The organism is Microbacterium sp. GW821-FHT01D02, assembly GCF_059422585.1.
On the sequence record NZ_JBWKXB010000001.1, the window covers coordinates 1,129,262 to 1,153,966 of the forward strand.

At 70.2% G+C, this 24,705-nt stretch carries 25 protein-coding genes; 11 read left to right on the top strand and 14 right to left on the bottom strand.

The annotated features are described in order from the left end of the window. Nucleotides 1–26: 26 nt before the first annotated feature. Complete coding sequence (locus AC07VM_RS05560; RefSeq protein ID WP_267416172.1) at nt 27–359, bottom strand: metalloregulator ArsR/SmtB family transcription factor; 333 nt, start codon at nt 357–359, stop codon at nt 27–29. Between the two features lie 67 nt (nt 360–426). Between AC07VM_RS05560 and AC07VM_RS05565 the strand changes: the two genes are divergently transcribed. Beyond that, the gene (locus tag AC07VM_RS05565; RefSeq protein WP_494910303.1) at nt 427–1,329 is read left to right on the top strand and encodes an NAD(P)H-binding protein; all 903 of its coding nucleotides are present in this window, start codon (nt 427–429) and stop codon (nt 1,327–1,329) included. Nucleotides 1,330–1,345: 16 nt separating this feature from the next. Here the strand turns inward: AC07VM_RS05565 and hemE are convergent, their stop codons facing one another. Beyond that, nucleotides 1,346–2,368 carry a uroporphyrinogen decarboxylase gene (gene hemE, locus AC07VM_RS05570; protein WP_494910304.1) on the bottom strand — a complete coding sequence of 341 codons (1,023 nt, stop codon included), beginning with the start codon at nt 2,366–2,368 and terminating at the stop codon, nt 1,346–1,348. Nucleotides 2,369–2,455: 87 nt separating this feature from the next. On the opposite strand from hemE, the gene AC07VM_RS05575 reads away from it, so the two are divergent. From AC07VM_RS05575 to AC07VM_RS05585, 3 genes are read left to right on the top strand one after another with little or no spacing between them, the layout of a single operon-like run. Continuing rightward, nucleotides 2,456–3,757, top strand: a complete 1,302-nt coding sequence (locus AC07VM_RS05575) for a glutamyl-tRNA reductase (RefSeq protein ID WP_267416176.1) — start codon at nt 2,456–2,458, stop codon at nt 3,755–3,757. 44 nt (nt 3,758–3,801) lie between these two features. Then, nucleotides 3,802–4,374, top strand: a complete 573-nt coding sequence (locus AC07VM_RS05580) for an HhH-GPD-type base excision DNA repair protein (protein ID WP_267416178.1) — start codon at nt 3,802–3,804, stop codon at nt 4,372–4,374. After that, nucleotides 4,371–4,796, top strand: coding sequence for a DUF1801 domain-containing protein (locus AC07VM_RS05585; protein ID WP_494910305.1), 426 nt, complete (start codon nt 4,371–4,373; stop codon nt 4,794–4,796). The genes AC07VM_RS05580 and AC07VM_RS05585 overlap by 4 nt, the downstream gene beginning before the upstream one ends. A gap of 74 nt (nt 4,797–4,870) precedes the next feature. Here AC07VM_RS05585 and AC07VM_RS05590 read toward each other — a convergent pair whose 3' ends face one another. Continuing rightward, the gene (locus tag AC07VM_RS05590) at nt 4,871–6,028 is read right to left on the bottom strand and encodes an epoxide hydrolase family protein (protein WP_494910306.1); all 1,158 of its coding nucleotides are present in this window, start codon (nt 6,026–6,028) and stop codon (nt 4,871–4,873) included. 69 nt (nt 6,029–6,097) lie between these two features. Here AC07VM_RS05590 and AC07VM_RS05595 point away from each other — a divergent pair, with 69 nt between their 5' ends. Beyond that, nucleotides 6,098–7,054 (top strand): helix-turn-helix transcriptional regulator, encoded by a 957-nt coding sequence (locus tag AC07VM_RS05595; RefSeq protein WP_494910307.1) that lies wholly within the window; start codon nt 6,098–6,100, stop codon nt 7,052–7,054. Nucleotides 7,055–7,063: 9 nt separating this feature from the next. On the opposite strand, the gene AC07VM_RS05600 is transcribed toward AC07VM_RS05595, so the two are convergent. Beyond that, entirely contained in the window at nt 7,064–7,783 is a 720-nt protein-coding gene (locus AC07VM_RS05600; RefSeq protein WP_494910308.1) for a hypothetical protein, read from the bottom strand. 1 nt (nt 7,784) lies between these two features. Continuing rightward, complete coding sequence (locus AC07VM_RS05605; protein ID WP_267416183.1) at nt 7,785–9,170, bottom strand: glycine--tRNA ligase; 1,386 nt, start codon at nt 9,168–9,170, stop codon at nt 7,785–7,787. Between the two features lie 115 nt (nt 9,171–9,285). Here AC07VM_RS05605 and AC07VM_RS05610 point away from each other — a divergent pair, with 115 nt between their 5' ends. Continuing rightward, the gene (locus tag AC07VM_RS05610) at nt 9,286–10,755 is read left to right on the top strand and encodes a peptide MFS transporter (RefSeq protein WP_494910309.1); all 1,470 of its coding nucleotides are present in this window, start codon (nt 9,286–9,288) and stop codon (nt 10,753–10,755) included. Nucleotides 10,756–10,773: 18 nt separating this feature from the next. Here AC07VM_RS05610 and AC07VM_RS05615 read toward each other — a convergent pair whose 3' ends face one another. After that, a complete protein-coding gene (locus AC07VM_RS05615) occupies nt 10,774–11,463 on the bottom strand; it encodes a GNAT family N-acetyltransferase (RefSeq protein ID WP_267416185.1) in 690 nt (229 codons plus the stop codon). 47 nt (nt 11,464–11,510) lie between these two features. Beyond that, nucleotides 11,511–12,836, bottom strand: a complete 1,326-nt coding sequence (locus tag AC07VM_RS05620; protein ID WP_494910310.1) for an alpha-hydroxy-acid oxidizing protein — start codon at nt 12,834–12,836, stop codon at nt 11,511–11,513. Between the two features lie 61 nt (nt 12,837–12,897). Between AC07VM_RS05620 and AC07VM_RS05625 the strand changes: the two genes are divergently transcribed. Next, on the top strand, nt 12,898–14,340 hold the full coding sequence (locus tag AC07VM_RS05625) for an MFS transporter (protein ID WP_494910311.1): 1,443 nt from the start codon (nt 12,898–12,900) through the stop codon (nt 14,338–14,340). 18 nt (nt 14,341–14,358) lie between these two features. On the opposite strand, the gene AC07VM_RS05630 is transcribed toward AC07VM_RS05625, so the two are convergent. The 4 genes from AC07VM_RS05630 to AC07VM_RS05645 all read right to left on the bottom strand — a co-directional run bounded on the left by AC07VM_RS05630 (nt 14,359) and on the right by AC07VM_RS05645 (nt 18,449). Then, nucleotides 14,359–14,760 (bottom strand): hypothetical protein, encoded by a 402-nt coding sequence (locus tag AC07VM_RS05630; protein WP_494910312.1) that lies wholly within the window; start codon nt 14,758–14,760, stop codon nt 14,359–14,361. 27 nt (nt 14,761–14,787) lie between these two features. Further along, entirely contained in the window at nt 14,788–15,753 is a 966-nt protein-coding gene (locus AC07VM_RS05635) for a serine hydrolase (RefSeq protein ID WP_267416190.1), read from the bottom strand. A gap of 110 nt (nt 15,754–15,863) precedes the next feature. Then, a complete protein-coding gene (locus AC07VM_RS05640) occupies nt 15,864–17,828 on the bottom strand; it encodes a M13 family metallopeptidase (RefSeq protein WP_494910313.1) in 1,965 nt (654 codons plus the stop codon). A gap of 72 nt (nt 17,829–17,900) precedes the next feature. Continuing rightward, complete coding sequence (locus tag AC07VM_RS05645; protein ID WP_494910314.1) at nt 17,901–18,449, bottom strand: DnaJ family domain-containing protein; 549 nt, start codon at nt 18,447–18,449, stop codon at nt 17,901–17,903. A gap of 94 nt (nt 18,450–18,543) precedes the next feature. Between AC07VM_RS05645 and AC07VM_RS05650 the strand changes: the two genes are divergently transcribed. After that, nucleotides 18,544–19,866 (top strand): MATE family efflux transporter, encoded by a 1,323-nt coding sequence (locus tag AC07VM_RS05650; protein WP_494910315.1) that lies wholly within the window; start codon nt 18,544–18,546, stop codon nt 19,864–19,866. Between the two features lie 147 nt (nt 19,867–20,013). Beyond that, on the top strand, nt 20,014–20,280 hold the full coding sequence (locus tag AC07VM_RS05655; RefSeq protein ID WP_494910316.1) for a hypothetical protein: 267 nt from the start codon (nt 20,014–20,016) through the stop codon (nt 20,278–20,280). A 31-nt stretch (nt 20,281–20,311) separates the two neighbouring features. Here AC07VM_RS05655 and AC07VM_RS05660 read toward each other — a convergent pair whose 3' ends face one another. Both AC07VM_RS05660 and AC07VM_RS05665 read right to left on the bottom strand, forming a co-directional pair. Next, nucleotides 20,312–20,779 carry a VOC family protein gene (locus AC07VM_RS05660; protein WP_494910317.1) on the bottom strand — a complete coding sequence of 156 codons (468 nt, stop codon included), beginning with the start codon at nt 20,777–20,779 and terminating at the stop codon, nt 20,312–20,314. Between the two features lie 69 nt (nt 20,780–20,848). After that, complete coding sequence (locus AC07VM_RS05665) at nt 20,849–21,514, bottom strand: TrmH family RNA methyltransferase (protein ID WP_494910318.1); 666 nt, start codon at nt 21,512–21,514, stop codon at nt 20,849–20,851. A 105-nt stretch (nt 21,515–21,619) separates the two neighbouring features. On the opposite strand from AC07VM_RS05665, the gene AC07VM_RS05670 reads away from it, so the two are divergent. Together AC07VM_RS05670 and AC07VM_RS05675 are read left to right on the top strand one after the other, a co-directional pair. Further along, nucleotides 21,620–22,888: an Nramp family divalent metal transporter gene (locus AC07VM_RS05670; RefSeq protein ID WP_494910319.1), complete on the top strand. Its 1,269-nt coding sequence runs from the start codon at nt 21,620–21,622 to the stop codon at nt 22,886–22,888. Nucleotides 22,889–22,907: 19 nt separating this feature from the next. Next, nucleotides 22,908–23,204, top strand: a complete 297-nt coding sequence (locus AC07VM_RS05675) for a hypothetical protein (protein ID WP_494910320.1) — start codon at nt 22,908–22,910, stop codon at nt 23,202–23,204. Between the two features lie 27 nt (nt 23,205–23,231). Here the strand turns inward: AC07VM_RS05675 and AC07VM_RS05680 are convergent, their stop codons facing one another. Beyond that, nucleotides 23,232–24,689 (bottom strand): Na+/H+ antiporter NhaC family protein, encoded by a 1,458-nt coding sequence (locus AC07VM_RS05680; protein ID WP_267416199.1) that lies wholly within the window; start codon nt 24,687–24,689, stop codon nt 23,232–23,234. Between the last annotated feature and the right edge of the window lie 16 nt (nt 24,690–24,705).

Genomic DNA, 24,705 nt, shown 5'->3' on the forward strand with positions numbered 1-24,705 from the left:
GCCCCCAATTCTCGCACCGGGACGGTTCAGGCCTCGACGGTCTCCGTAGCGCCGCGCCCGCGCTTGCGGACCTCGCGGAGCACGATCTGCTCGGGGCAGACGGTGGAGAGGAAGTCGCCGACGGAGAGCGCGAGCCGTTCGCCGACGAGGGAGTAGAGGATGCGGTTGGCGTCGCGGCGCTCGCTGATGAGTCCCGCCTGGCGGAGCACGCTCAGGTGGCGGGAGATGGTCGGGCCGCTCGCGGAGAAGCGCGCCGCGATCTCACCGGCCGCGAGCTCACCGTCTTTCAGGTCCTGCAGGATCTGGCGGCGGGTGGGGTGCGCCAGCGCCGCGAAGATGTCGGTCGCGCTGTCTGCCATGGTTGCAATATAGCACGTTCGCTAGATAGTCTTTAGCCGCATAGCTAATGAGCGAAGGATGGGTGTCATGAAGGTTGCGATCACAGGCGGTACCGGCTTCGTCGGCAGGAACCTCGCCGAGCGGCTCGAGAACGCGGTCGTGATCTCTCGCCGCAGCGGTGTCGAGATCACGGATGTCGACGCCCTCGCCGCGGCGTTCGAGGGCTGCGACGCCGTCGCGCACTGCGCCGGCATCAACCGCGAGATCGGCGAGCAGACCTTCCGGCGTGTGCACGTCGACGGGACGCGGGCCGTCGTGGAGGCCGCCCGCCGCGCGGGTGTGCAGCGCATCGTCCTGGTCAGCTTCCTCCGGGCACGGCCCGATTGCGGCTCCGGCTATCACGAGTCGAAGTGGGAGGCGGAGGAGATCGTCCGCGCGTCCGGCATCCCCCACACGATCCTGAAGTCGGGGATGATCTACGGTCCCGGCGACCACATGGTCGATCACGTGACGAAGGCCGTGCGCACCCTCCCGTTCTTCTGGACGGTCGGCTATCGCGAGCGCACCGCGCGGCCGGTGCCGGTCGAGGACGCGGTCGACGTGCTCGTCGCCGCGCTCGAGGGCCGCATCCCGGATCCGACGATCGCCGTCCTGGGTGCGGACGAGGTCACGCTCGGCGAGGCCATCCGCCGCATCTCCCGCGTGGCCGGACGCCGCCCCGCCTTCCTCCCGGTACCGACGTGGATGGTGCGCGTGCTCGCCCAGGTGACGGAATGGACGATGGTCGTCCCGCTCGTCGCGAAGGCTCAGGCGCGGATGCTCACCGAAGGCGTGAGCGAGGCGGCGCCGTACGCACCCGAGGCTCCCGCCGACATCCGCCCCTCGCGGTCGTTCGACGACGCGCGCATCCGCGCCGCGCTGCCGACCGGCCGCTTCACGCTCGAGGACCTGCGGATCACCCGTCGCGTGCGGCGGAGGCGGAGCGCCTGAGCGCCTGCCGCCCGCGTCAGACCGTGTGCGCGAGCTCGACGATGCGGGTGAGCTGATCGGGGTCGGTCTCCGGCGGAACGCCGTGGCCGAGGTTGAGGATGTGGCCGCGCGCGGCCCGGCCCCGTTCGATCACGTCGCGGACGTGCGCCTCCAGCACCGGCCAGGGAGCGGAGAGCAGAGCGGGGTCGATGTTGCCCTGGACCGTGACGTCCGGCCCGAGGATGGCCGCCGCCTCGTCGAGCGGCAGGCGCCAGTCGACTCCCACGCCATCGGCGATGCCGTCGAGGCGCATGTCGGCGAGGAACGGGCCGGTCCCGACGCCGAAGTGGATGGTCGGGAGGCCGATCCCCTCGAGCGCCGCGCGGGAGTGCGGGGCGACGAAGGCGCGGTAGTCGGCGGTGCTGAGCGATCCCGCCCAGCTGTCGAAGAGCTGGACGACGGATGCTCCGGCGTCGCGCTGGGTCTCGAGGAACCGGCGGGACACCTGGGCGAGCCACCCGGCGAGACGGTTCCACGAGTCCGGGTCGGAGTGCATCATGGCCCGCGCGCGGAGGTGCTCCTTGGATGGGCCGCCCTCGACGAGGTAGGCCGCGAGCGTGAAGGGTGCGCCCGCGAAGCCGATCAGCGGGGTGTCGCCGAGTTCCGCCGTGACGAGGCGCACGGCCTCGGCGATGGCCGTGCCGTCCAGGCCGTCCGGGTCGATCGCGGTGATGCGCTCGACGTCGGCCTTCGTGCGCACCGGGTTCGCGAACACCGGACCGCGACCGGGCTCGATCTCGACCTCGACGCCGGCGAGGCGCAGCGGGATGACGATGTCGCTGAAGAAGACGGCCGCGTCCACGCCGTGTCGACGCACCGGCTGCAGCGTGATCTCGGCCGCGAGGTCGGGCGTGAGGCAGGCGTCGAGCATCCGGGTCCCGACGCGCAGGTCGCGGTACTCGGGGAGCGACCTTCCGGCCTGCCGCATGAACCAGACCGGGGTCTGAGCGGGGCGGTCGCCGGAGAGGGCGCGCAGGAGCGGAGCGTCGGAGAGGGCCATGCCTCCATCCTCCCATTCGAGCCTTATGGAGCCGCCGAGTTCGACCGGTCGAACCTTCGCCCGCGGACGCTCCGGTACAATCGATCTGTGCTGCTGTGTGTGACGGCGAGTCACAAGACCGCCTCCTTCGAACTGCTCGAACGCCTGAGCCGCACCCCCGACGACGTCGCTCCCACTCTCGTGGGCATGACGCCGTGCGTGCAGGGTGCCGTTGTTCTGGCGACGTGCAACCGGTTCGAGGCGTACGTGGAAATGGACGAACCGGTCACCGCCGCCGGTGCGATCGGCGTCGAAGCCGTGATCGAGGCCGTCGAAGCCGCGACCGGGATCCCCGCCGCAGAACTCGACGGCGCCTACGCCGTGCACTCGGGGCGCCGCGTCGCCGAGCACCTCTTCTCCGTCGCCTCCGGGCTCGAGTCCGTCGTCTCCGGCGAGGGCGAGATCGCAGGACAGGTCCGCCGCGCACTCAAGTCCGCCCGCAAGGACGGCACCACCTCGCCCGAGCTCGAGCGCCTCTTCCAGCGTGCGAGCCAGGCGCAGCGCAAGGTCAAGAACGTCACCGCCCTGGGACGCGCCGGTCGATCGCTCGTCCGCCTCGCCCTCGAGCTCGCGGACAGCCGCATCGCCGACTGGTCCGCCGAGCGCGTGCTGCTGGTCGGCACCGGGGCCTACGCCGCGGTCACCCTCGCCACGCTCCGGGAACGCGGCGCCGAGAACATCTCGGTGTACTCGCCCTCCGGCCGCGCCGAGGTCTTCGCCGCGAAGCACGGCATCCGTCCGATCGCCGCCGAAGAGTACGCGCACACCGCCGCCCGGTCGAGCCTGCTCATCACCTGCACCTCGGCGACCGAACCCGTGCTCGGGCCCGAGCACCTGCAGCTGCCGACCGGCCTCGCCGCCGCGGGCTGCCCCGTCGGTGCGCACAACCAGCTCGTGGTCGACCTCGGCATGCCGCGCAACGTCGACCCCGCGGTCGCTGCGCTCGAGGGCGTCGCCCTGCTCGACCTCGAGACCATCCGCCTGCACGCACCGCTCGAAGAGCTGCAGGCGACGGATGCCGCACGCAGCGTGGTCCGCGAAGCGGCCGAGACCTTCCACGTGGTGGGCGCCCGTCAGAGCGTGACCCCGTCGGTCGTGGCGCTGCGGTCGCACATCTTCGAGCTGCTCGAGCGCGAGATCGACCGTGCCCGCGCACGCGGCGATGAGGACGGCAAGGTCGAGCAGGCTCTGCGTCACCTCTCCGGTGTGCTGCTGCACACCCCGACGGTCCGCGCGCACGAGCTCGCCGCCGCCGGCCGGGCCGACGAGTTCACCGCGGCACTGGCCGCCCTCTACGGCATCGCGCCCGAGGCCGAGGCCTCCGCCGCGGACGACGCCGCCACCGCCTGACGCTGCGGGCTGTCGCCCCGGGCGCGGGGTGGGACACTGGAGGCATGGCCCTTCACATCACCGGAGACACCGCCGCCGACGCCCTGCTGACCGACAACCCGCTCGCCCTCCTGGTGGGCATGCTGCTCGACCAGCAGGTGCCGATGGAGACCGCGTTCGCCGGTCCTCTCAAGATCGAGCAGCGCACGGGAGCGGCCGACGCCGCGACGATCGCGCACATGGCCCCGGACGAATTCCTCGAGGCGTTCAAACAGACACCCGCCGTGCACCGTTTCCCCGGATCGATGGCGACGCGCGTGCAGACGCTGTGCCAGACCCTCGTCGAGGACTGGGACGGCGATGCCGCAGCCCTGTGGACCGAGGGCGACCCGTCCGGCCCCGAGGTGCTGAAGCGGCTGAAGGCGCTCCCCGGCTTCGGTGAGCAGAAGGCGAAGATCTTCCTCGCGCTCCTCGGCAAGCAGTACGGCTTCACCGGCGAGGGCTGGCGTGAGGCATCCGCCCCCTACGGCGAGGACGGGTCGTACCGCAGCGTCGCCGACATCGTCTCGCCCGACTCGCTCACGAAGGTGCGCGAGCACAAGAAGGCCATGAAGGCCGCGGCGAAGGCTCCGAAATGAAGCCCACGGGTGATGACGTCGCGGGACTCATCGCCCGCTCCTCCCCCGCCGTGCGACGCCGCGACGCCGAGACGCTGACCGCGCTCATGCAGGAGATCACCGGACGCGAGCCGCAGACGTGGGGCACGATCATCGGGTTCGGCTCGTGCCACTACCGCTACCCCACGGGCACGGAGGGCGACAGCGGACTCCTCGGCTTCGCCCCGCGCAAGGCCGCGTCCACGATCTACCTGTTCGACGGCGTCGACGCGCACACCGAGGCCCTGGCGGAGCTCGGACCGCACACCACGGGCGTCGGATGCCTGTACATCAAGGACCTCGAGCAGGTCGACCTCGACGTGCTGCGCGGCATCCTGGAGCGCTCCCTGGCCTGGGTCGAGGCGGGCGGCACCCCCGAGGTGCAGCTCACCGTCACCGGCTGAGACGCACCGGCTGAGACGCACCGGACCCACCCGCGCAGGGTGCGCACGGGTGGGCCTCGGGATCGATGCGGGCGTCAGCGCGCTCCGGCGAAGAACGTGCGGAGATCACCCGCGAGCAGGTCGGGGCGCTCCAGAGCGGCGAAGTGCCCGCCCTCGTCGAAGCGGCTCCAGTGCACGATGTTCGCGTTGTCGCGCTCGGCGAAGACACGGATCGTCTGGAAGTCGTCGGCGAACACCGCGACCCCGGTCCGTGCGGTGTTGATCCGCGGTTCGGCACCCTCGGCGCCCTCGCCCGCGGCATCCGCCCTGGCGTTCTCCAGGTAGCTGCGGCTCATGCCGGATGCGGCGTTCGCGAACCAGTTCACGCTGACCTCGAGCAGGATCTTCTCGAGCGGCACGAGAGACGTGCCGTTGCCGAACGAGTTGAACAGCTCGCTGTAGGCGAGCAGTCCGACCGGGGAGTCGCTGATCCCCACCGACACGGTCTGCGGGCGCGAGGCGTTCATCGTGTTGTACCCGCCGACCGACTGGAACCACTGCATGTGCTCGAGGCCGGCGTAGTCCGCGGGCTCCAGCTTCTCGAACTCCGCGGGGTCGCCCGAGGGGAACGAGAACAGCTGCAGCACGTGCAGTCCGAGGAAGCCCTCCGGTTCCCGCAGCCCCAGCTCACGGGCGACCATGGCGCCGTTGTCGGAACCGTGGATGCCGTAGCTGTCGTAGCCGAGTCCGCGCATGAGGCGGTCGTAGGCCTCGGCGACCCGGGCGGTCGTCCACCCGGCCGAGGCGAGCGGCTGCGAGAAGCCGTAGCCCGGAGCATCGGGGATCACGACGTCGAACGCGTCCTCCGCCCGACCGCCATGTGCCACCGGGTCGACGAGCCGGTCGATCAGGTCGAGGTAGTCGATGGAGGAGCCGGGATAGGTGTGCGCGAGCAGCAGCGGCGTCGCGCCCTCGTGGGCCGAGCGCACGTGGAGGAAGTGGATCGTCTGGCCGTCGATCTCGGTGGTGAGATGCGGGACCGCGTTGATCCGCTCCTGGGCGGCGGCCCAGTCGAAGTCGCGCCAGGCGGCGATGGCCTCGCGCAGGTAGGAGTTGGGGGTGCCGGCATCCCAGTCATCCGTCGGCGACGGCTGCGGAAGGCGGGTGCGGGCGAGACGATCCTGGAGATCGGCGACCTCGGCGGCGGAGACCGAGACGGTGAAGGGGCGGAAGGTGAGCGTCGTGTTGTCCATATCTCGAAGGTACGAGCGCATTAGGTTGGATCTGTTCCTAATGGATGGATGACTTCTCGAGGAGTTCTGATGGCCGATCCGACGGCTCGACTGCTCTCCCTGCTGGCACTGCTGCAGACCGGCCCGGAGCGTTCCGGGAGTGATCTCGCCGCGCGCCTCGGCGTCTCCTCCCGCACGGTGCGGCACGACATCGAGCGGCTGCGCGACCTCGGCTATCCGGTCGACGCCACGAGAGGTTCCGTCGGCGGATACCGTCTGGGCGCGGGCGGGCGCCTCCCACCCCTGCTGCTGGATGACGAGGAGGCGGTGGCGGTCACGGTCGGCCTTCGCGCCGCAGCCGGCATCGCGGGTGTCGCGGAGTCGGGGGCCAGGGCGCTCGCCAAGCTCGAACAGGTGCTGCCCTCGCACCTGCGCCCCACGGTCGACGCCCTTCGCTCCAGCGTCGACCGCGCCCCGGAGAACAACGACACGGACGCCCCCGATCCCGAGGTCGACGCGGCGGCGCTGCAGGCCATCGCGAGCGCGATCCGCAACGAGGAGTGGCTGCGCTTCGACTACGAGGGCACGCCGGTGCTCGCCGAGCCGTACCGCCTGCTCACCTGGCACCGACGCTGGTACCTCGTGGCGCGCGATGCGGACAGCACCGAGTGGGGCACGTACCGCGTCGACTGGATGGAGCTGCGGATGCCGACGCGTCGCCGCTTCGATCCGCAGCCGCTGCCCGGGGGCGACTACACGGCGTTCGCGATGCGGACCATCGCCGTGAGCGGCTGGGTCGTGCACGCCAGACTCCGCATCGACGCGCCCGCCGAGGCCGTGCTCGCGCGGATCCACGCCGCGGTCGGCGTGGTCGAACCGGTCGACGACGAGCACTGCATCCTCGTGACCGGCGCGGACAGCCTCGACACCGTCGCCGCGTACATCGGGATGCTGATGATGGACTTCACGGTCGAGAGCCCGCCCGAGCTGCTCCCCCGCCTGCAGCTGCTCTCCGAGCGCTACGCGCGCGCCGTGGCCGGGAGCTGACCCCGGCTCTCAGGAGCGGATGCGCCGCGCGATCGCCGGAACCGCGAACACGAGCACGATCGCCAGGATGATGCCGCGGACGATCCAGAGACCCGGTTCGTACACCACGTCATACCCGCCGTGAACGCCGAGGAAGGCGGCGATGATGGCGCCCCACGACGCGCGTCCGCTGCTGTCGGCGTCGATCGACAGGCCTCCGACGATGCACAGCACCCCGATCGCGAGCAGCATCAGCGACGGGAGGATCGCCGTCGGCTTGGCCTCGCCGCGGAGGATCCTGCGGCTCACCTCGACGAGCATGACCGCGGGGAAGACGAAGAAGAACCAGACGAGCGCTCCGAGCAGGATCGCCACGATGATGAAGATGGGCACCCAGATCAGCATCCAGGGCCCGGCGCCCCCGATGAAGTACTCGGGGTCACGCAGAACCGCCACGACGAAGGCGGCGAGCGTCCCGAGCGGGAGCACGACGAGCACCCACCAGAAGACGGCACCGCTCACCCGCTCCTTGCGCCGAAGACGCGTCATCACGGTCTGGATGATGACGGCGGCGGCCAGCGCGGGCACTCCGAACATCGCGATGAGCGGGGCGATGCCGTCGTTCTCGCGGAGGTCGAGCGTCGTCAGGATCATCCAGACGAGCGCGAGCGCTCCGATGACGATCGCGGCGACCGGCCGGACCGGGGAGTCCGGCCGCACCCGCGTGCCGTCTCCCCCCGGCGACGACATCTCAGGCGCCGCGCAGGCGCTCCGCGAGGTACGCGTGCAGCTCGTCGATCGAGACGCGCTCCTGCGCCATGGTGTCGCGGTCGCGCACCGTGACGGCACGGTCGTCGAGCGAGTCGAAGTCGACCGTGACACAGAACGGGGTGCCGATCTCGTCCTGGCGACGGTAGCGACGGCCGATCGCACCGGCGTCGTCGAAGTCCACGGCCCAGGAGCTGCGGAGCGTGTCGGCGACCTCGCGGGCGAGCGGCGAGAGCTTCTCGTTGCGCGACAGCGGCAGGACGGCGGCCTTGACCGGAGCGAGGCGCGGGTCGAGCCGGAGCACGGTGCGCACGTCGGTGCCGCCCTTGGCGTTCGGCACCTGCTCCTCGACATAGGCGTCGACGAGGAACGCCATCATCGCGCGGGTGAGGCCGAACGACGGCTCGATCACGTACGGCGTGTAGCGCTCGCCCGTGGCCTGGTCGAAGTACGTCAGGCTCTGACCCGAGGCCTCGCTGTGGCTGGAGAGGTCGTAGTCGGTGCGGTTGGCGACACCCATGAGCTCGCCCCACTCCTTGCCCGCGAAGCCGAACTTGTACTCGACATCGATCGTGCCGGCCGAATAGTGCGCGCGGTCGTCTTCGGGCACGTCGAACTGACGCATGTTCTCGGGGTCGATGCCGAGGTCGATGAACCAGTTCCAGCAAGCCTCGACCCAGTGCTCGAACCACTCCTGCGCCTCGGCCGGCGGCGTGAAGAACTCGATCTCCATCTGCTCGAACTCGCGGGTGCGGAAGATGAAGTTTCCGGGGGTGATCTCGTTGCGGAACGCCTTGCCGACCTGGCCGATGCCGAACGGCGGCTTCTTCCGGCTCGCGGTGAGCACGTTGGAGAAGTTCACGAAGATGCCCTGCGCGGTCTCGGGGCGCAGGAAGTAGAGGCCCGACTCGTCGTCGACGACGCCGAGGTAGGTCTTCACGAGACCCGAGAACGCCTTGGGCTCGGTGTACTGGCCCTTGGTGCCGCAGTTCGGGCACGGGATGTCAGCGAGACCGTTCTCGGCCTTGCGTCCCTTGCGCGCCTCGAAGTCCTCGATGAGGTTGTCGGCACGGAAGCGCTTGTGGCACTGCAGGCACTCGACCAGCGGGTCGGTGAACGTCGCGACGTGGCCCGATGCCTCCCACACGCGCTTGGGGAGGATGATGCTCGAGTCCAGGCCCACCATGTCGCCACGGCCGCGCACGAACGTCTGCCACCACTGGCGACGGATGTTCTCCTTGAGCTCCGTTCCGAGGGGGCCGTAGTCCCAGGCCGATCGAGAACCGCCGTAGATCTCACCCGCTTGGAACACGAACCCGCGGTGGCGGGCGAGGGCGATGACCTTGTCGAGGCGGGACTGTTCGGCCATGGTGGCTCCAATGGTCGGATGCGGGAGGAGACCCGTGAATACGGGCATCTCATTCTATCCGTGGTTCCCGCGCGCTCCCTGGCCCCGGCGGCTGCGTCGGAGTACCGTCCTTGGGATGAGCACTGCAGCGCGGACACCTCCGGCCCGCAACGACGACACCCGCTTCTTCGGGCAGCCCTGGGCACTGGTGCACATCTTCGGCGTGGAGATGTGGGAGCGCTTCAGCTTCTACGGCATGCAGGGCATCCTGCTCATCTACCTGTACTACTCGGTGTCACAGGGCGGTCTCGGCATCCCCGAGGCGGTCGCTGGCGGCATCGTGGGTGCCTACGGAGGGTCGGTCTATCTGTCGACGATCCTCGGCGCCTGGCTCGCCGACCGGCTGTTCGGCTCGGAACGGGTGCTGTTCGTCAGCGCGATCGTGATCGTCGCGGGGCACGTCGCCCTCGCCCTCCTCCCCGGATTCGTCGGCGTGGGCGTCGGCCTGGTGCTGGTCGCGCTCGGTTCCGGCGGCCTCAAGGCGAACGCGACCTCGGTCGTCGGCAGCCTCTACAGCCCCGAGGACCCGCGCCGGGATGCCGGCTTCTCGCTGTTCTACCTGGGCATCAACCTCGGCGCCTTCCTGGGACCGATCCTCACCGGCATCCTGCAGTCGACCCTCGGCTTCCACTACGGCTTCGGGCTGGCGGCCATCGGCATGACCCTCGGTCTCATCCAGTACGCGTTCGGTCGCAGAGCCCTGCCCGTGTCGGTGCGCGAGGTGCCGAACCCGCTCCCGAAGAAGCGCTATCCCCTCGTCGCGATCATCGCCGTCGCCGCGATCGTGCTCATCGCCGTGCTCGTGCTCGTCGGTCTGATCCGCGCGGACAACCTCGCGAGCCTCGTCATCTACGGCACGATCATCGCCGCGATCGCGTACTTCGCGGTCATCCTCTCGAGCCGCCGCATCGACGCCACCGAGCGTTCACGCGTCTGGGGCTTCCTGCCCCTGTTCGTCACCAGCGTCGCCTTCTGGTCGCTCTACCAGCAGCAGTTCACCGTGCTGACCGTCTACTCCGACCAGCGCCTGGACCGGCACATCTTCGGGATCACGATGCCGGTCTCCTGGGTGCAGTCGATCAACCCGGTCTTCATCATCATCCTGTCCGGCGTCTTCGCCGCGATCTGGACCCGTCTGGGCAAGCGCCAGCCGTCCACCCCCACCAAGTTCGCCCTGGGAGCGATCATCATGGGAGCGGCATTCCTGCTGTTCCTCCCGTTCGCCGGCGGCGGGAAGAACTCCACCCCGCTGCTCGCGATCGTCGGCATCCTGTTCGTGTTCACGGTCGCCGAACTGCTCATCTCGCCCGTCGGACTCTCGGTGGCGACGAAGCTCGCGCCCGCCGCGTTCCACACGCAGATGGTCGCGCTGTTCTTCCTGTCGATCGCGCTCGGCACCGCGATCTCCGGATGGCTCGTGCAGTTCTACGACCCGAAGAACGAGGTCCCGTACTTCTCGATCCTCGGCGGCATCGCGATCGTCGTCGGCATCGGACTGCTGCTGAGCGTGAAGCCCGTGCTGAAGCTCATGCGCGGGGTGCGCTGAGCACCACCGGCACGAGGATCACGCCGTGAAGAGGTACCCGCGCTCGTTGTCGTAGCCGGCGACCTTCAGGCCGCTGCCGAGCAGGCCCTCCATCTGCGCGCGCAGGCGGAGGCGCCACTCGTGGGCGGCCTCCGGGTCGGACACGCGCAACGACTCGATGTCGGCCGGGATCTCGAGGGTCTCGACGACCGCGTCGTCGGCCGGCGGCTTGGCGATGTCGGCGAGTGCCCATTCGACGTCGAGACGGTCGCTCTCATCGCCCGCGTCACCGCCGCCGAAGATGCCGTAGCGGTTGACCGAGTAGCCGGTCGCGCGTGCGCCCAGCACGGTGAAGAAGAAGTGCGCGTTGCGCGCCACGAGCGGATCGAACACCCAGGTGATGCGGCCGACGTCGCGCGAGAACGCCCACTGCCGCTGGTGCTCCTTGAGCTCGCGCCCCCAGCCGCGGCCGCGGTACTCGGGCAGCAGGGCCGTGATGTGCGAGTGCATCGCACGCCGGGCGGGCTCACCGAAGAACGCGATCGACGCGCCGACCATGCGCTCGTCGTCGCCCTCGCCGTCGAAGAAGCCGACGACGTAGTTGCCCGACTGCTGCAGGGCGCGCAGGGTGCCGGCATCCACCACGCGCTGCGGACCCCGGATGGAGTCGAGCAGGCCCTGCGCGTCGAGGATGAGTTCAACGGTGTCGAGGTCACGGATGGTTCGCACGCACCCAGTCTGCCCCTCCTCGGCCGGTTCGAGGAATCGGAAGTGCCTCAGACGCTGCGCAGCGCGCCGCGGTCGAGCTGCGCCACGGCGGTCAGACCCGCGAGACCGAGCGAGATGTCGAGCTCGGCGAGCACGTTCCGGACGACCTCGCGCACGCCTGTCTCTCCCGCGATGCCGAGGCCGTAGGCATAGGGCCTGCCGAGCGCGACGACCGTGGCCCCGAGCGCGAGGGCGATCACGGCATCCGCCCCACCGCGCACCCCCGAGTCGAAGACGATCGGCACCCGACCGGCCACGCGCTCCGCGATGTCGGGCAGCACGTCGAGCGTGGGCACCGACTGGTCGATCTGGCGGCCGCCGTGGTTCGAGATCCAGATGCCGTCCATCCCGGCATCCAGTGCGGCCTGCGCATCGTCGGGGTGCACGATGCCCTTCAGGATGATCGGCAGGCTCGTCCACTCGCGGGCCTTCGCCAGGTCGCCCCAGGTGAGCGAAGGGGTGGAGAACACGTCGAGGAAGGTCTCCACCGCGGCTCTCGGCAGCGGGGAGCGCAGGTTGTCCCGCAGGGAGCCGCCGCCCGTCAGCGGTGCCCCCTTCCGGGCGATCGTGACGGCGGCGGCGACCGCCTTCGGGGTGACCCTGACTCCGGGCGCCGCGCTCTTCGGGGCGGCCGCGCGCTCGCGGACCAGTTGCTGGAACACCGGATCGCTCGTGTACTGCGCGATGCCCATCCCCCGCGTGAACGGCAGATACGCGAGATCGAGGTCGCGGGTGCGCCAGCCGAGGAGGTGCGTGTCGAGCGTCACGACGATCGCCTCGCATCCGGATGCCTCGGCGCGGGCGAGCAGCGAGCGGTTGAGGTCGTCCGAGGCGGACCAGTAGAGCTGGAACAGCCGTGAGCCGAGCGGCGTCTCCCGCGCGACCCGCTCCATCGGGAACGACGCCTGGTTCGAGAGCGTGTACGGCACGCCGAGGGACGCCGCGGCCCGCGCGACCGCGAGATCGGCGTCGGCGTGCGCCATCTCCATCACCCCGAGCGGCGCGAGCAGCAGGGGCGTGGGCCGGGTCGTGCCGAGGAACTCCACCCCCAGGTCGCGCTGCGCCACGTCACGCAGCGGCCGCGGCCACACCTGCCAGTGGCCGAACGCCGCCCGATTGGCGGCCATGGTGCGCTCGGCGCCGGCGCCTCCGGCGATGTAGGCGAAGGCCTCGGCGCTCAGTGCTCCGCGGGCGGCGTCCTCCAGCGCGGCGGCGTCCACCGGCGCGGCGGGCTTCGTCCCGCTGATGCCGGCGCGATAGATGTCGGACTGGGTGCGCCGGGAGATGCCCCGGGTCGCTGCGGGATCGTCCGGAGCGACGCTGCTCGTGACCATGACCACATGCTAGTCAGGGCCGATCGGCCCCGCATCGCCCGATCGCCGATAGCCTGAGCCGGTGGGTGCGAACGACGACAGAGCCAGGAAGCGCCTCTCCCACACCCCGCCGCGGTGGGCCGTCGTCGCGGTGCTCGCGTTCGCGGGGCTCTGCTCCTCGTTCATGTTCACCCTGGTCGTGCCGCTGCAGGCCGAGCTGCCCCGTCTGCTCGACGCCTCTCGCGAGGACACCACCTGGGTGGTCACGATCACGCTGCTCGTCGCCGCCGTCGCCACCCCGATCTCGGGTCGCCTGGGCGACATGTACGGCAAGCGCCGCGTCGTCACCGTCCTGCTGATCCTGCTGATCGTCGGCTCCCTCATCGCGGCCCTCTCCGGGTCGATCGTCGGCGTCATCATCGGCCGCGCGCTGCAGGGCGCCGTGACGGGCGTCGTGCCGCTCGGCATCGCCATCATGCGAGACGTCCTGCCGCCCGAGCGCCTCGGCACCGCGGTGGCCCTGATGAGCGCCACGATGGGCGTCGGCGGTGCGATCGGGATGCCGGTGGCCGCTCTCCTCGCCGAGAACGCCGACTGGCACATGCTGTTCTGGCTCGCGGCCGCGCTCGGCGTGGTGGGCCTCGCGCTGGTCCTGGCCATCGTCCCGGAAGACGTGCTGCGCTTCCCCGGACGCCTCGACGTGCTCGGCGCGATCGGGCTCGCGATCGGCCTCACCGGCATCCTGCTCTTCGTCTCCCGCGGCGCCGAGTGGGGCTGGACCGCTCCCCTCACGCTCACCTGCATCATCGGCGGGGTCGTCGTGCTGCTGGCGTGGGGCTGGTACCAGCTGCGCACGAAGGATCCGCTGCTCGATCTGCGCGTGGCCGCCCGACCGGCGGTCCTCTTCACGAACATCGCGGCGATCGGCATGGGCTTCGCGCTCTTCGCCTCGAACGTGACGTTCCCGCAGCTGCTCGAGATGCCGATCGGCTCGGGGTCCGGGTTCGGCCTCGACATGGTCGGCGCCTCCCTGGTGATCATGCCGGCGGGCCTCGTGATGATGGTCATCTCGCCGTTGTCCGGCTGGCTGGAGCGCACGGTCGGACCGCGGCCGCTGTTCACCGTCGGGGCCACCGCGATCGTGCTCGCCTACGTGTTCGTGCTGCTCTGGTCGAGCGAGGTGTGGCACATCTTCGTCGCCAACATCCTGATCGGCGTCGGCATCGGGTTCACGTTCGCCGCGATGCCGATGATCATCATGCGCTCGGTCCCGGCGAACGAGACCGGCGCCTCGAACGGGCTGAACGCGCTGTTCCGCTCGGTCGGCACCTCCAGCGCGTCCGCCGTGATGGGCGGCATCCTCGCGTCGATGAGCGTGCAGGTCGACGGTGTCGCCGTCCCGACGAGGGCCGCGTTCGACCTGTGCTTCTGGCTGGCCATCGCCGCCGGACTCATCGCCGTGGTGCTGTCGCTCTTCATCCCGAAGCAGCGAAGTTCCGAACAGCACCCCTCGCTTCCGAGCTGATCGCCCGGCGGACCCGGCTCAGCGGGAGATCGTGCGGGGGTCCGGATCGTCCTCGCGCGGCGCTCGCAGTCGGTCGGGGATCGGCCAGGCCAGGATGAACTGCGCGGTCGCCGGACGTGTCATGTCGCCGAAGTCGTCGATCTTCACCACGATCCGCCCCGGAGCGCCCTCCTCGTCGGGCGTCACCTCGAGGATGCGCACCCGCAGCGGACGGTCGCCCTCCCCCTCGAGCATCCACGGATCGGCCAGCCAGGAGATCCCGTGATCCTCCAACGCCGCCTCGGCATCGAGCCACTCGGTCGGGTCGGATGCCGGTCGGCCGAGCACGTCCACCGCGACCCAGTCGTCGCCGGCGGGGTGGATCCAGCCGAGCAGCTCGCCGTCGTCACGGCGGTGCGGGGTCCAGTCGGGGCGTGGCATCCTCCGATGCTAGCCAGAACAGGGTCCTCAGTGCGTGTACTCCATGAGCTCGACGCCGAGGACCCGGAAGGCGTCGTGCGCGCGCAGCCGATGGGTGATCGAGAGGTCGTCGAAGCAGACGATGAGCGAGTAGGCGACGCCGGCGCGAGGACCGGCGAGCACGCCCGCCTCGGCCCGCACACCGCGGTCACGACCGGTCTTGTTCACGAACAGCAGGCCGTGGGCGTCATGATCGTGCGAGAACGGGTCGAGCCCGGTGGACGCCGCGACCAGGCTCAGGTCCTGGTTCAGGCTCAGCCACTCCGAGACCTGGGCGCTGACGGCCGCGTCGACGACCTGCGAGTTCACGAGGGCGGAGAACAGTCCGGCGAGCTCGCGCGCCGACCCCACCGCGACCTGGGGTGCGTCGTCCGGTCCGCGCCGGTCACGGAAGCGGTCGAGCACGGCGGTGCGTCGCAGACCGAGCGATTCGATGCGCTCGCGCACCCGGTCGTGGCCGACCTTCTGCAGCAGCGCGTTCACCGCGATGGGGTCGCCCGCGGTGGCGGCCAGCACGGCGAGGTCTTCCAGCGGCAGCGCCGGCGCGTGCAGGTGGCGCCACAGCCCCGAGGTCTCGACCGCGTCGACGGTCGAGCGCTCGACGATCTCGAAGGGATCCAGGGTCCCGTCCTCGAACCCGGCCGCCACCTCGATCAGCAGCGGCACGACCCCGAGCCCCGCGACCGGCATCGTCACGTGGTCGTCACCGGCCAGCACGTGCACATGGCTGTCGAGGTCGACGACGTGCACCGAGACCTGAGCGCCGGAGTCGACCAGGCCCTCCAGGGAACGGAGCGTGGCCGTGAACGAACGACGCCCGACGGCGGCGCGACGCGGAACACGGCGACTCGTGCGGTGCGAGCGCCGGCCCGCAGCGGCGGACTCCGGAGCACCACCGAGAGACTCGGGGGCCGAGGAGTTGCGGAACCCTTCACCAGGCTCGAGAGCGCCCACGCTGATCCTTAGGGGGGTGGATGTGCGGGATACCGAGGGGAGGCGCTCCCCAGCGGCAGGGCTATCGTAACCCCACCGCCAGGGGATGCCTCACAGAGTCGGACGATTGGTCACCAGATGGTCACCCGCGACTCCGCGGGGAGCCAGAGCGCGTCGGTCTCTGCCACCCCGAAGGCCTCGTAGAAGGCGTCGATGTTGCGCACGATCTGGTTGCAGCGGAACTCATTCGGCGAGTGCGGATCGATCGTCAGCAGCCGCAGGGTCTCGGCGTCGCGGCTCTTCTGCTGCCACACCTGCGCCCACGACAGCAGCAGGCGCTGCACGCCCGTGTAACCGTCGATCACGGGCGCCTCGGCCCCGCCGAGCGACAGCTCGTAGGCCTTCAGGGCGATGCCGAGTCCGCCGAGGTCGCCGATGTTCTCGCCGATCGTCAGCGCGCCGTTGACGTGGTGCTCGGCATCGAGGCCTTCCGGCACCAGAGCGTCGTACTGCGCGATGAGCGCCTTCGTCCGCTCCTCGAACGCCGAGCGGTCGGCATCCGTCCACCAGTCCTGCAGCCGGCCGTCGCCGTCGTAGCGGCTGCCCTGGTCGTCGAAGCCGTGTCCGATCTCGTGGCCGATGACCGCACCGATGCCGCCGTAGTTCGCGGCCGCGTCACGTCCGGCGTCGAAGAACGGGTACTGCAGGATGGCCGCGGGGAACACGATCTCGTTCATCGACGGGTTGTAGTACGCGTTGACCATCTGCGGCGGCATGTGCCACTCCGTGCGGTCGATGGGCTTGCCCACCTTGTCGACGTTGCGGTCGTGTTCGAAGATCGAGGCCCGGCGCACGTTCCCGAACAGGTCGGCCCGGTCGATCTCGAGGCTCGAGTAGTCGCGCCACACCTCGGGGTGGCCGATCTTCGGGGTGAACGCGTCGAGCTTGGCGAGCGCGCGCTCACGGGTCTCCGCCGTCATCCACTCGAGCTCGGTGATGCTCTGCCGGTAGGCCTCGACGAGGTTCGCGACCAGCTCGTCCATCGCCGCCTTCGCCGTCGGCGGGTAGTGCCGCTCGACGTAGACCTTGCCGATCGCCTCGCCGAGAGCCCCCTCGGTGAGCGAGACGCCGCGCTTCCAGCGCTCGCGGATCGTGGGGACGCCGGTGAGCTCGGTGCCGTAGAAGGAGAAGTTCTCCTGCACCAGATCGTCGGTGAGGTAGGGCGCCGCCGCGTGCACGGCCTTCGCGCGCAGCCAGGCCTTCCAGTCGTCCAGGCGCTCGGCGGTGAGCAGCGAGCCCAGGCCCTCGAAGAAGCTGGGCTGCGAGACGACGACCTCGTCGAAGGCCGCGGGGTTCGAGGGCGAGACCGCCTCGCGCCACGGGGCCAGATCGACGCCCGCGAGCTCCTGCAGCTCCTCCCACGTCTTGAGGTTGTAGGTCGCGACCGCGTCACGGCTGCGGACATTGTCCCAGTGGTGGCCCGCGAGCTCGGTCTCGAGCGCGATGGCACGGTCGGCGTTCGCCCCGGCATCCGCGACGCCCGCCAGCCCGAGCAGGCGCTCGAGGTGCGCGCGGTACGCGGCCCGGGTGTCGGCGAAGGTGTCGAGGCGGAAGTAGCTCTCGTCGGGCAGGGACAGCCCGGCCTGCACGAGCACCGGCAGGTAGCGCTCCGGGTCGCCGGGGTCTCCGTCGACGTAGAGGCCGATCACCGACGCGCGGCCGTCGCGGTCGTAGGTGCCCACCGTGCGCAGGAAGGCCGGGATGCCGTCGATCGCATCGATCTCGGCGAGGGTCTCCGCCAGCGGGGCGACACCGGCGGCGTCGATGCGCTCGGTGTCCATGAAGCTCGCGAACAGGTCGCCGATCTTGCGGGCGAGGGTGCCCTCCGCCGCGTCCTGCGACTCCTCGATGATCGCGCGGACGTCTTTCTCCGCCTGCTCGGCCAGGAGGTGGAACGAGCCCCAGCGCGCCTTGTCGCCGGGGATCTCGGTGCGGGCGAGCCAGGCGCCGTTCACGTGGCGATAGAGGTCGTCCTGCGGGCGGATGTCGGAGCTGAACTCATCAAGGGCGAGGCCCACGGGAAGAACGTCAGTCATGCGCCCCAGCCTATGACCCGCCTCCCCCACTGTGTCGAGAAGCACCTTCCTCCCCGTGTCGGCATCCGCGACTCAGCGCCGACGGAACCAGCGTCCGCGACGGGTGGGAGCCTCGGGGGCGGCGGGCGCCGGCCGTGCCGCTCGGCGAGCGCGCCACGCCTCGACCTCGGCCTCCACGTCCCGCGGTGCGGTGACGACGGGCGGACCGCCCTGGAGCTGACGCCGCGCCTCGCGCACACGCCGGTTGAAGTCCTCCACCACGTCGCGCACGTCCGACTCGCGCCCGAGCAGGTCGAGCTGGTCGTCCAGTTCGCGATCCTCGGTGCGGAGCAGGATGGCGGGAGGGCCGAGCCCCGTGAGGTTCTCGGTCTCGATCTTGCGGCGGATCCACCAGTCCGGGTCGTGGTGGGTGCCGAGCCCCTCCAGAGGCTTCCCGGCACCGGGCAGGTCATCGAACTCGCCGCGACGGATCGCGACCTGGATGGCGGTCTCGATGAACGCCGCGCGGTCGACCGCGGCGGCCGCCCCGGGTGGCGTCCCCGTCTCCTCATCGCCGTCCGCGCCCCCGCCGTGCTGCTGATTCGCGAGGTATCGCGCCGCCGCGTCCCTGGGGTCCGTCATGATCCACCTCCGTGGCATCCGGGTTCCTCTCCACCCTACGACTCCCCTGACGGACGGTCGCGAGGACGTCGGCCCCACGCCATAGGCTCGGAGGATGACCGCGCGCACCTCCCTCAACCGAGAGATCCTGCGCCTGGCCGTCCCCGCCCTCGGCGCCCTCATCGCGGAGCCGGCCTTCCTGATCGTGGATGCCGCGCTCGTGGGGCACCTGGGCACGACACCGCTCGCCGGACTCGGCATCGCCGGCGCGGTGCTGCAGACCATCGTCGGGCTCATGGTGTTCCTCGCCTACTCGACCACCCCCGCGGTGGCACGCCGTTTCGGTGCGAGGCAGCCGGGCGAGGCCGTGTCCGTCGGCGTGAACGGCATGTGGCTCGCCCTCGGGCTCGGCGCCGTGCTCGCGGTCGTCGGTGCGGTCTCCTCGCCGTGGCTGGTCTCCCTGTTCGGAGCGAGCGACGCCGTCGCCGCCCAGGCGGACGAGTACCTCGTGATCTCGATGTGGGGCCTGCCGGCGATGCTCATCGTGTTCGCCGCGACGGGTCTGCTCCGCGGCATGCAGGACACGATGACCCCGCTGTGGATCGCGGGACTCGGCTTCGGCGCGAACGCCCTGCTCAACTGGCTGTTCATCTACGGGTTCGGGTGGGGCATCGCGGGTTCGGCCGCCGGCACGGTGACCGCGCAGTGGGGCATGGTCGCCGCCTATGTGCTCGTCATCCGCCGCCTCGCCACCCGGCACAGCGCGTCTCTGCGCGCCCAGCGCGCCGGCATCCGCAACACGGCCACCTCGGGCGGCTGGCTGTTCCTGCGCACGGTGAGCCTGCGCGTCGCGCTGCTCGCGACGGTCGGCGTCGCGACCGGCATCGGCACCGAGGAGCTCGCCGGGTGGCAGATCGTGTTCACGATCTTCTCCGCCGCGGCCTTCGCGCTCGACGCGCTGGCGATCGCCGCCCAGGCCCTCATCGGCAAGGAGCTCGGCGCCGGCGACGAGCAGCAGGTGCATCGTGTGCTCGGTCGCACGGTCGCGTGGGGCGCCTGGTTCGGCGTGATCGTCGGCGGCCTGATAGCGGCCCTGTCCGGCGTGCTCGGCATCGTGTTCACGGGCGATGCCGAGATCGCGGCGCTCGTCCAGCCGGCGCTGCTCGTGCTCGCCGTCGCGCAGCCGATCGCCGGCGTGGTGTTCGTGCTCGACGGGGTGCTCATGGGCGCGAACGACGCTCGGTACCTCGCGATCGCCGGGGGCCTGAACCTCGTCCCGTTCCTGCCCGCGCTCTGGATCATCGCCGCCAGCGGGGTCGACGGCATGGCGGGACTCATCTGGCTCGCGGTCGCCTTCTTCGGGGTGTACCTGCTCGCGCGCCTCGGCACCCTGGGATGGCGCGTCCGATCGGGCCGATGGCTGGGAGCGAACGCATGACGACACCGCTGCGCGCATCGACCAGCTCTTTCCTGCACCGACTCTGCTGATCGCGACTTCTCCCCATCCCCTGGAATCCCCGGAATACAGCGTCTCCCCGCCCTGGCACCTCGACGATGATCGGGAGACACTGAAGGGATGTTGGGGATGACGGAACCACAGGTCTGGACGCTGATCGGCGTCTTCGCCGCCGGGATGTTCGGCACGATCACGCTCGTGTCGACGATCTTCCTGCGGAGCATACAGAACGAGTTCGCGAGCATGCGGCGGGAGTTCGGAAGCGAGTTCGCGAGTGTGCGGACCGAGTTCGCGAGTGTGCGGGGAGAGATCCGGGCGGTCCACGGACGCATCGACCATCTCGACCGCGACGTCAACGCGATCTACCGCCACCTGTTCGGCATCGACCGCGGCTGACCGGCGTCGGTCCCGCGAGCGGAGCGCGCGGTCAGGCGATCTCGAGCTCCGCGATCACGATCTTCTTCATGTGCATCAGCGCCTGGATCTGCTCGGGCCGCTGCTGCAGCAGGTCGAGGCCGGCAGGGATCACCTGCCAGCTGACGCCGAACCGGTCCTTGCACCAGCCGCACGCCTCCGACTCCGGCACCGCCGAGAGCGCGCTCCAGTAGTGGTCGATCTCTTCCTGGTCGGCGCACTCGATCACGAAGGACACGGCCTCGTTGAAGCGGAAGACCGGGCCACCGTCGATGCAGCCGAACCGCGTGCCATCCAGAGTGAACTCGCCGTTGATGACCTTCCCCGACATGCCCTCGAAGTGCTCGCTGAGGTTCTCGTCGGGATAGAGGGTCACGCGATCGATCGACGAGTTCGGGAACACCGAGACGTAGTACTCCATCGCCTCCTGCGCCGAATCGACGAACCACAGATACGGGCGGATGGGTGTGACACCTGCCATGTCGGCCTCCTCGATCGGCACTCACGCTACGCCCGCCGAATCGGCCTGTCGAGGGGTTCCTGAACGCGATCAGCCCGCGTATCTCCGACACCACTCGTACATGATCACGGCGGCGGCGGCGCTCGCGTTGATCGAGCGCGTCGACCCGTACTGGGTGATCTCGATGTGGGCGGATGCCGCGGCGAGCGCCTCCGCCGACAAGCCCGGCCCTTCCTGACCGAACAGGAGCACGCACCGCTGCGGGAGGTCGGCGCGATCGACCGGGACCGCACCGTCGACGTTGTCGACCGCGATGATCGGGATGCCCTCGGCCGCGGCCCACGCGGCGAACGTCTCGACGTCTTCATGATGGACGACGTGCTGGTAGCGGTCGGTGACCATGGCGCCGCGCTTGTTCCAGCGGCGGCGGCCGATGATGTGCACGGTGTCGGCGAGGAACGCGTTGGCGCTGCGCACGATCGACCCGATGTTCATGTCGTGCTGCCAGTTCTCGATGGCGACGTGGAACGGATGCCGCTGCGTGTCGAGGTCGGCCACGATCGCCTCCATCCGCCAATAGCGGTAGCGGTCGATCACGTTGCGGGTGTCTCCCGCGGCCAGGAGCTCGGGATCGTACTGCGGGCCCTCGGGCCAGGCCTCCTCGCCGCCGGGCCAGGGGCCGACGCCGTAGCCGGGCTGGGCGATCGAACCCGTCGGGGCGTCTGGGGTGGTGCTCTCCGGCGCCTCGTCGTCCATCCCGCCAGGCTATCGCCGCGACACGTCGGTTCCGACGCAGAAGATATTTAGGTGGACCGAAAAATACGCTACGGTTTCGGTGTGCCTAAAAATTCGGATCTCCTGATGACGACCCCGGCCGCGCCCGCGGCGAGAGCGCCTCGCAGCCTGTGGCTGCTCGGACCGGCCCTCGTCGCCGGCGTGGCCTACCTCGACCCCGGCAACGTCGCCAGCAACATGACCGCGGGCGCGCAGTACGGCTACCTGCTGGTGTGGGTCGTCCTCGCGGGCAACGTGATGGCCTGGCTGATCCAGTACCTCTCGGCCAAGCTCGGCGTCGTCACCGGGCAGAGCCTTCCCGAGGTGCTGGGCACCCGCCTGAAGCGCCCCTGGGCCCGCCGCGCCTTCTGGCTGCAGGCCGAGCTCGTCGCGATGGCCACCGACCTCGCCGAGGTGATCGGCGGCGCGGTCGCCCTCAACCTGCTGTTCGACGTCCCGCTGCTCCTGGGCGGACTGATCACCGGGGCGGTCTCGATGATCCTGCTCGCGGTGCAGAACCGCGGCGGTGCGCGCCCGTTCGAGTTCGTGATCATCGGGCTCATGCTCATCATCACGATCGGATTCCTCGCCGGGCTCTTCGTGGCTCCTCCGGACCCGGCGGGCGTGCTCGGCGGCATGGTCCCGCGCTTCGAGGGCACCGGATCGGTGCTGCTGGCCGCGTCCATCCTCGGCGCCACGATCATGCCGCACGCGATCTACGCACACTCCTCCCTCGCCCGCGATCGCTTCGGGGCCACCACTGCGCACGCCGGCGACGAGGCGGCGCGCACCGAGACCTCGCGCATCCGCCGCCTGCTGACCGCCACCCGCTGGGACGTCTCGATCGCGATGGTCATCGCCGGCTCCGTGAACCTCGGCATCCTGCTGCTCGCCGCCGCGAACCTCGCCGGTGTCGAGGGCACCGACTCCCTGGAGGGCGCGCACGCCGCCCTCGCCGCCGGCCTCGGTCCGGTCGTGGCGACCTTCTTCGCGGTCGGCCTGCTCGCGTCGGGGCTGGCCTCGACCTCGGTGGGCGCCTACGCGGGAGCGGAGATCATGCATGGACTGCTGCACGTGCGCATCCCGCTGCTGCTCCGCCGCCTGGTGACGCTCATCCCCGCGCTCGTGATCCTCGGCGCCGGCATCGACCCCACGCTCGCGCTGGTCCTCAGCCAGGTGGTGCTGTCGTTCGGCATCCCGTTCGCGCTGATCCCGCTCGTCGCGCTCACCGCGCAGAAGCGGACACTCGGCGCCTGGGCGAATCGACGCTGGACCACGGCCGCCGGCATCCTCGCGTCCGTGCTGCTGATCGCGCTCAACGGCGCCCTGCTCTGGCTGGTGCTGACCGGCGCCTGAGCCCGGATAGGCTCGACACATGTCTGCCGAGAACGCCCGTCGCACTGTCCGCATCCTCACCTGGATCGGCTTCGCGACGGGCGTGATCGGCGGCCTGCTGATCGCCTTCCCGAAGGTCATCGGCCCCGGCAGCCCGTGGGTGCAGCTGGCGCTCGGCGTCGCCACACTCGTGCTGGCCTTCCGTGCCCGCAAGATCGGCATGGACGAGGTCGAGGGTTTCGACGGCCGGCTCTCGCTGGCCGCCGCCCTCCTCGGATTCCTCGTGCTGTTCTTCGCCGGTCAGGCCGCGTTCATCATCCTGACCACACTCGGCTGACCGGTATCGCCGAGCGGGTCCGTCCGCCTACGCCGTGACGAAACCCGTCACCAGGTACAGCACGAACGACAGACCGGCGGCGATGCCCGCATAGGGCAGGATCGCGAGCATGAGGTTGATCGGCTTGATGCCGATGGATCTCGACGCGAGGATGATGCCGTCGCCGTACAGGCATGTCGTGCTGCCGAGCGCGGCGCCGGAGAACACGGCGGCGCCGGCGAGGATCGGGTCCGCCCCGAGCGCGAGTGCCAGCGGGAGCACGACCGGGGTGATCACCGCGGCCAGGTCCCAGAACGATCCGGTGGCGTACGCGTAGATGCCGCACACCGCGAAGACGATCGCGGGGAGCAGCGCGGGGGTGAGCACGGGCTCGGTGACCTGGATCACGAACTCGGCGAGCTGCAGCGTGATGTTCATCTCCTGCACCATGAACGCGAGGACCGTCAGGATCATCACGAACAGCATGCTCTCGATGCCCTCGAGCGCGGCGTCCAGGACTCCGCGGATGCTGAGCCGACGCTGCACGAGCACGATCACGAGGGTCACCGCGAGCGAGGCAGCGGTGCCGGCGACGACGTTCGCATCGGTCGCGATCGTGACGCCCACGAGCACGGCCATCGCGATCAGGAAGCCCCACGGCTGGGGCTTGCGCCCGGTGCCGGTCGAGGAATCGGTCGAGGTGGCCAGCGCGGTGGCGACGCGCTGCGCGGTCGAGCCGTCCGGGTCGTCGGCCTTGAGCTCGGCGAGGAGGGCCACGCCCTCGGCGCGACGCTCGTCGTCGGTCGTGCCGAGCGGGAAGACGTCGCCGTCACGCTCCGCGCGGATCGCGTCGCGCTTGATCACACCGAGCTTCGGCAGCCAGCCGATGCTCATGAGGAGGGCGACCGCGAGAGCGGCCCAACCGAAGAAGATGAACGGGATCGCCTGCAGATAGGCGCCGAAGCCCGTGCCGCCGACCGTGACGCCCTGCGCCTCGAACAGTCCGGAGAAGAACAGCGCCCACGTCGACACCGGGATGAGGACGGCGATCGGCGCGGCCGTCATCTTCATGATCGCGCCGAGCTGCGTGCGCGGCACCCGGTAGCGGTCGGTCACCTGCTTCATCGAGGTGCCCGTGGTGAGCACGTTCAGGTAGTCGTCGACGAACAGCACGACCGAGAGCAGGAACGTCAGCACGGTCGACTTGCGGCGCGAGGTGACGAAGCGCTCGGCCCAGTTCGCGAAGTCGGTGACGATGCCCGACTTCTCGAACAGCATCATCAGGATGCCGAACAGCGCCACGATCAGCAGGAGCCACTGCGCCGTCTCGTTGGACAGCGCCTTGCCGGTGTACTCGACCCAGACGTCGAACCCGCCCCAGCCGCCGAGGATCAGGGCCCCGGCGACGGTGCCGCAGAGCAGGGCGAAGAGGGTGCGCCGGGTGGCGACCGCGACGATGAGGATCACCGCGATGGGGAGGAGCGCGAGAGCGCCGAATTCAGGCATGGAAGTCACCTCAGTG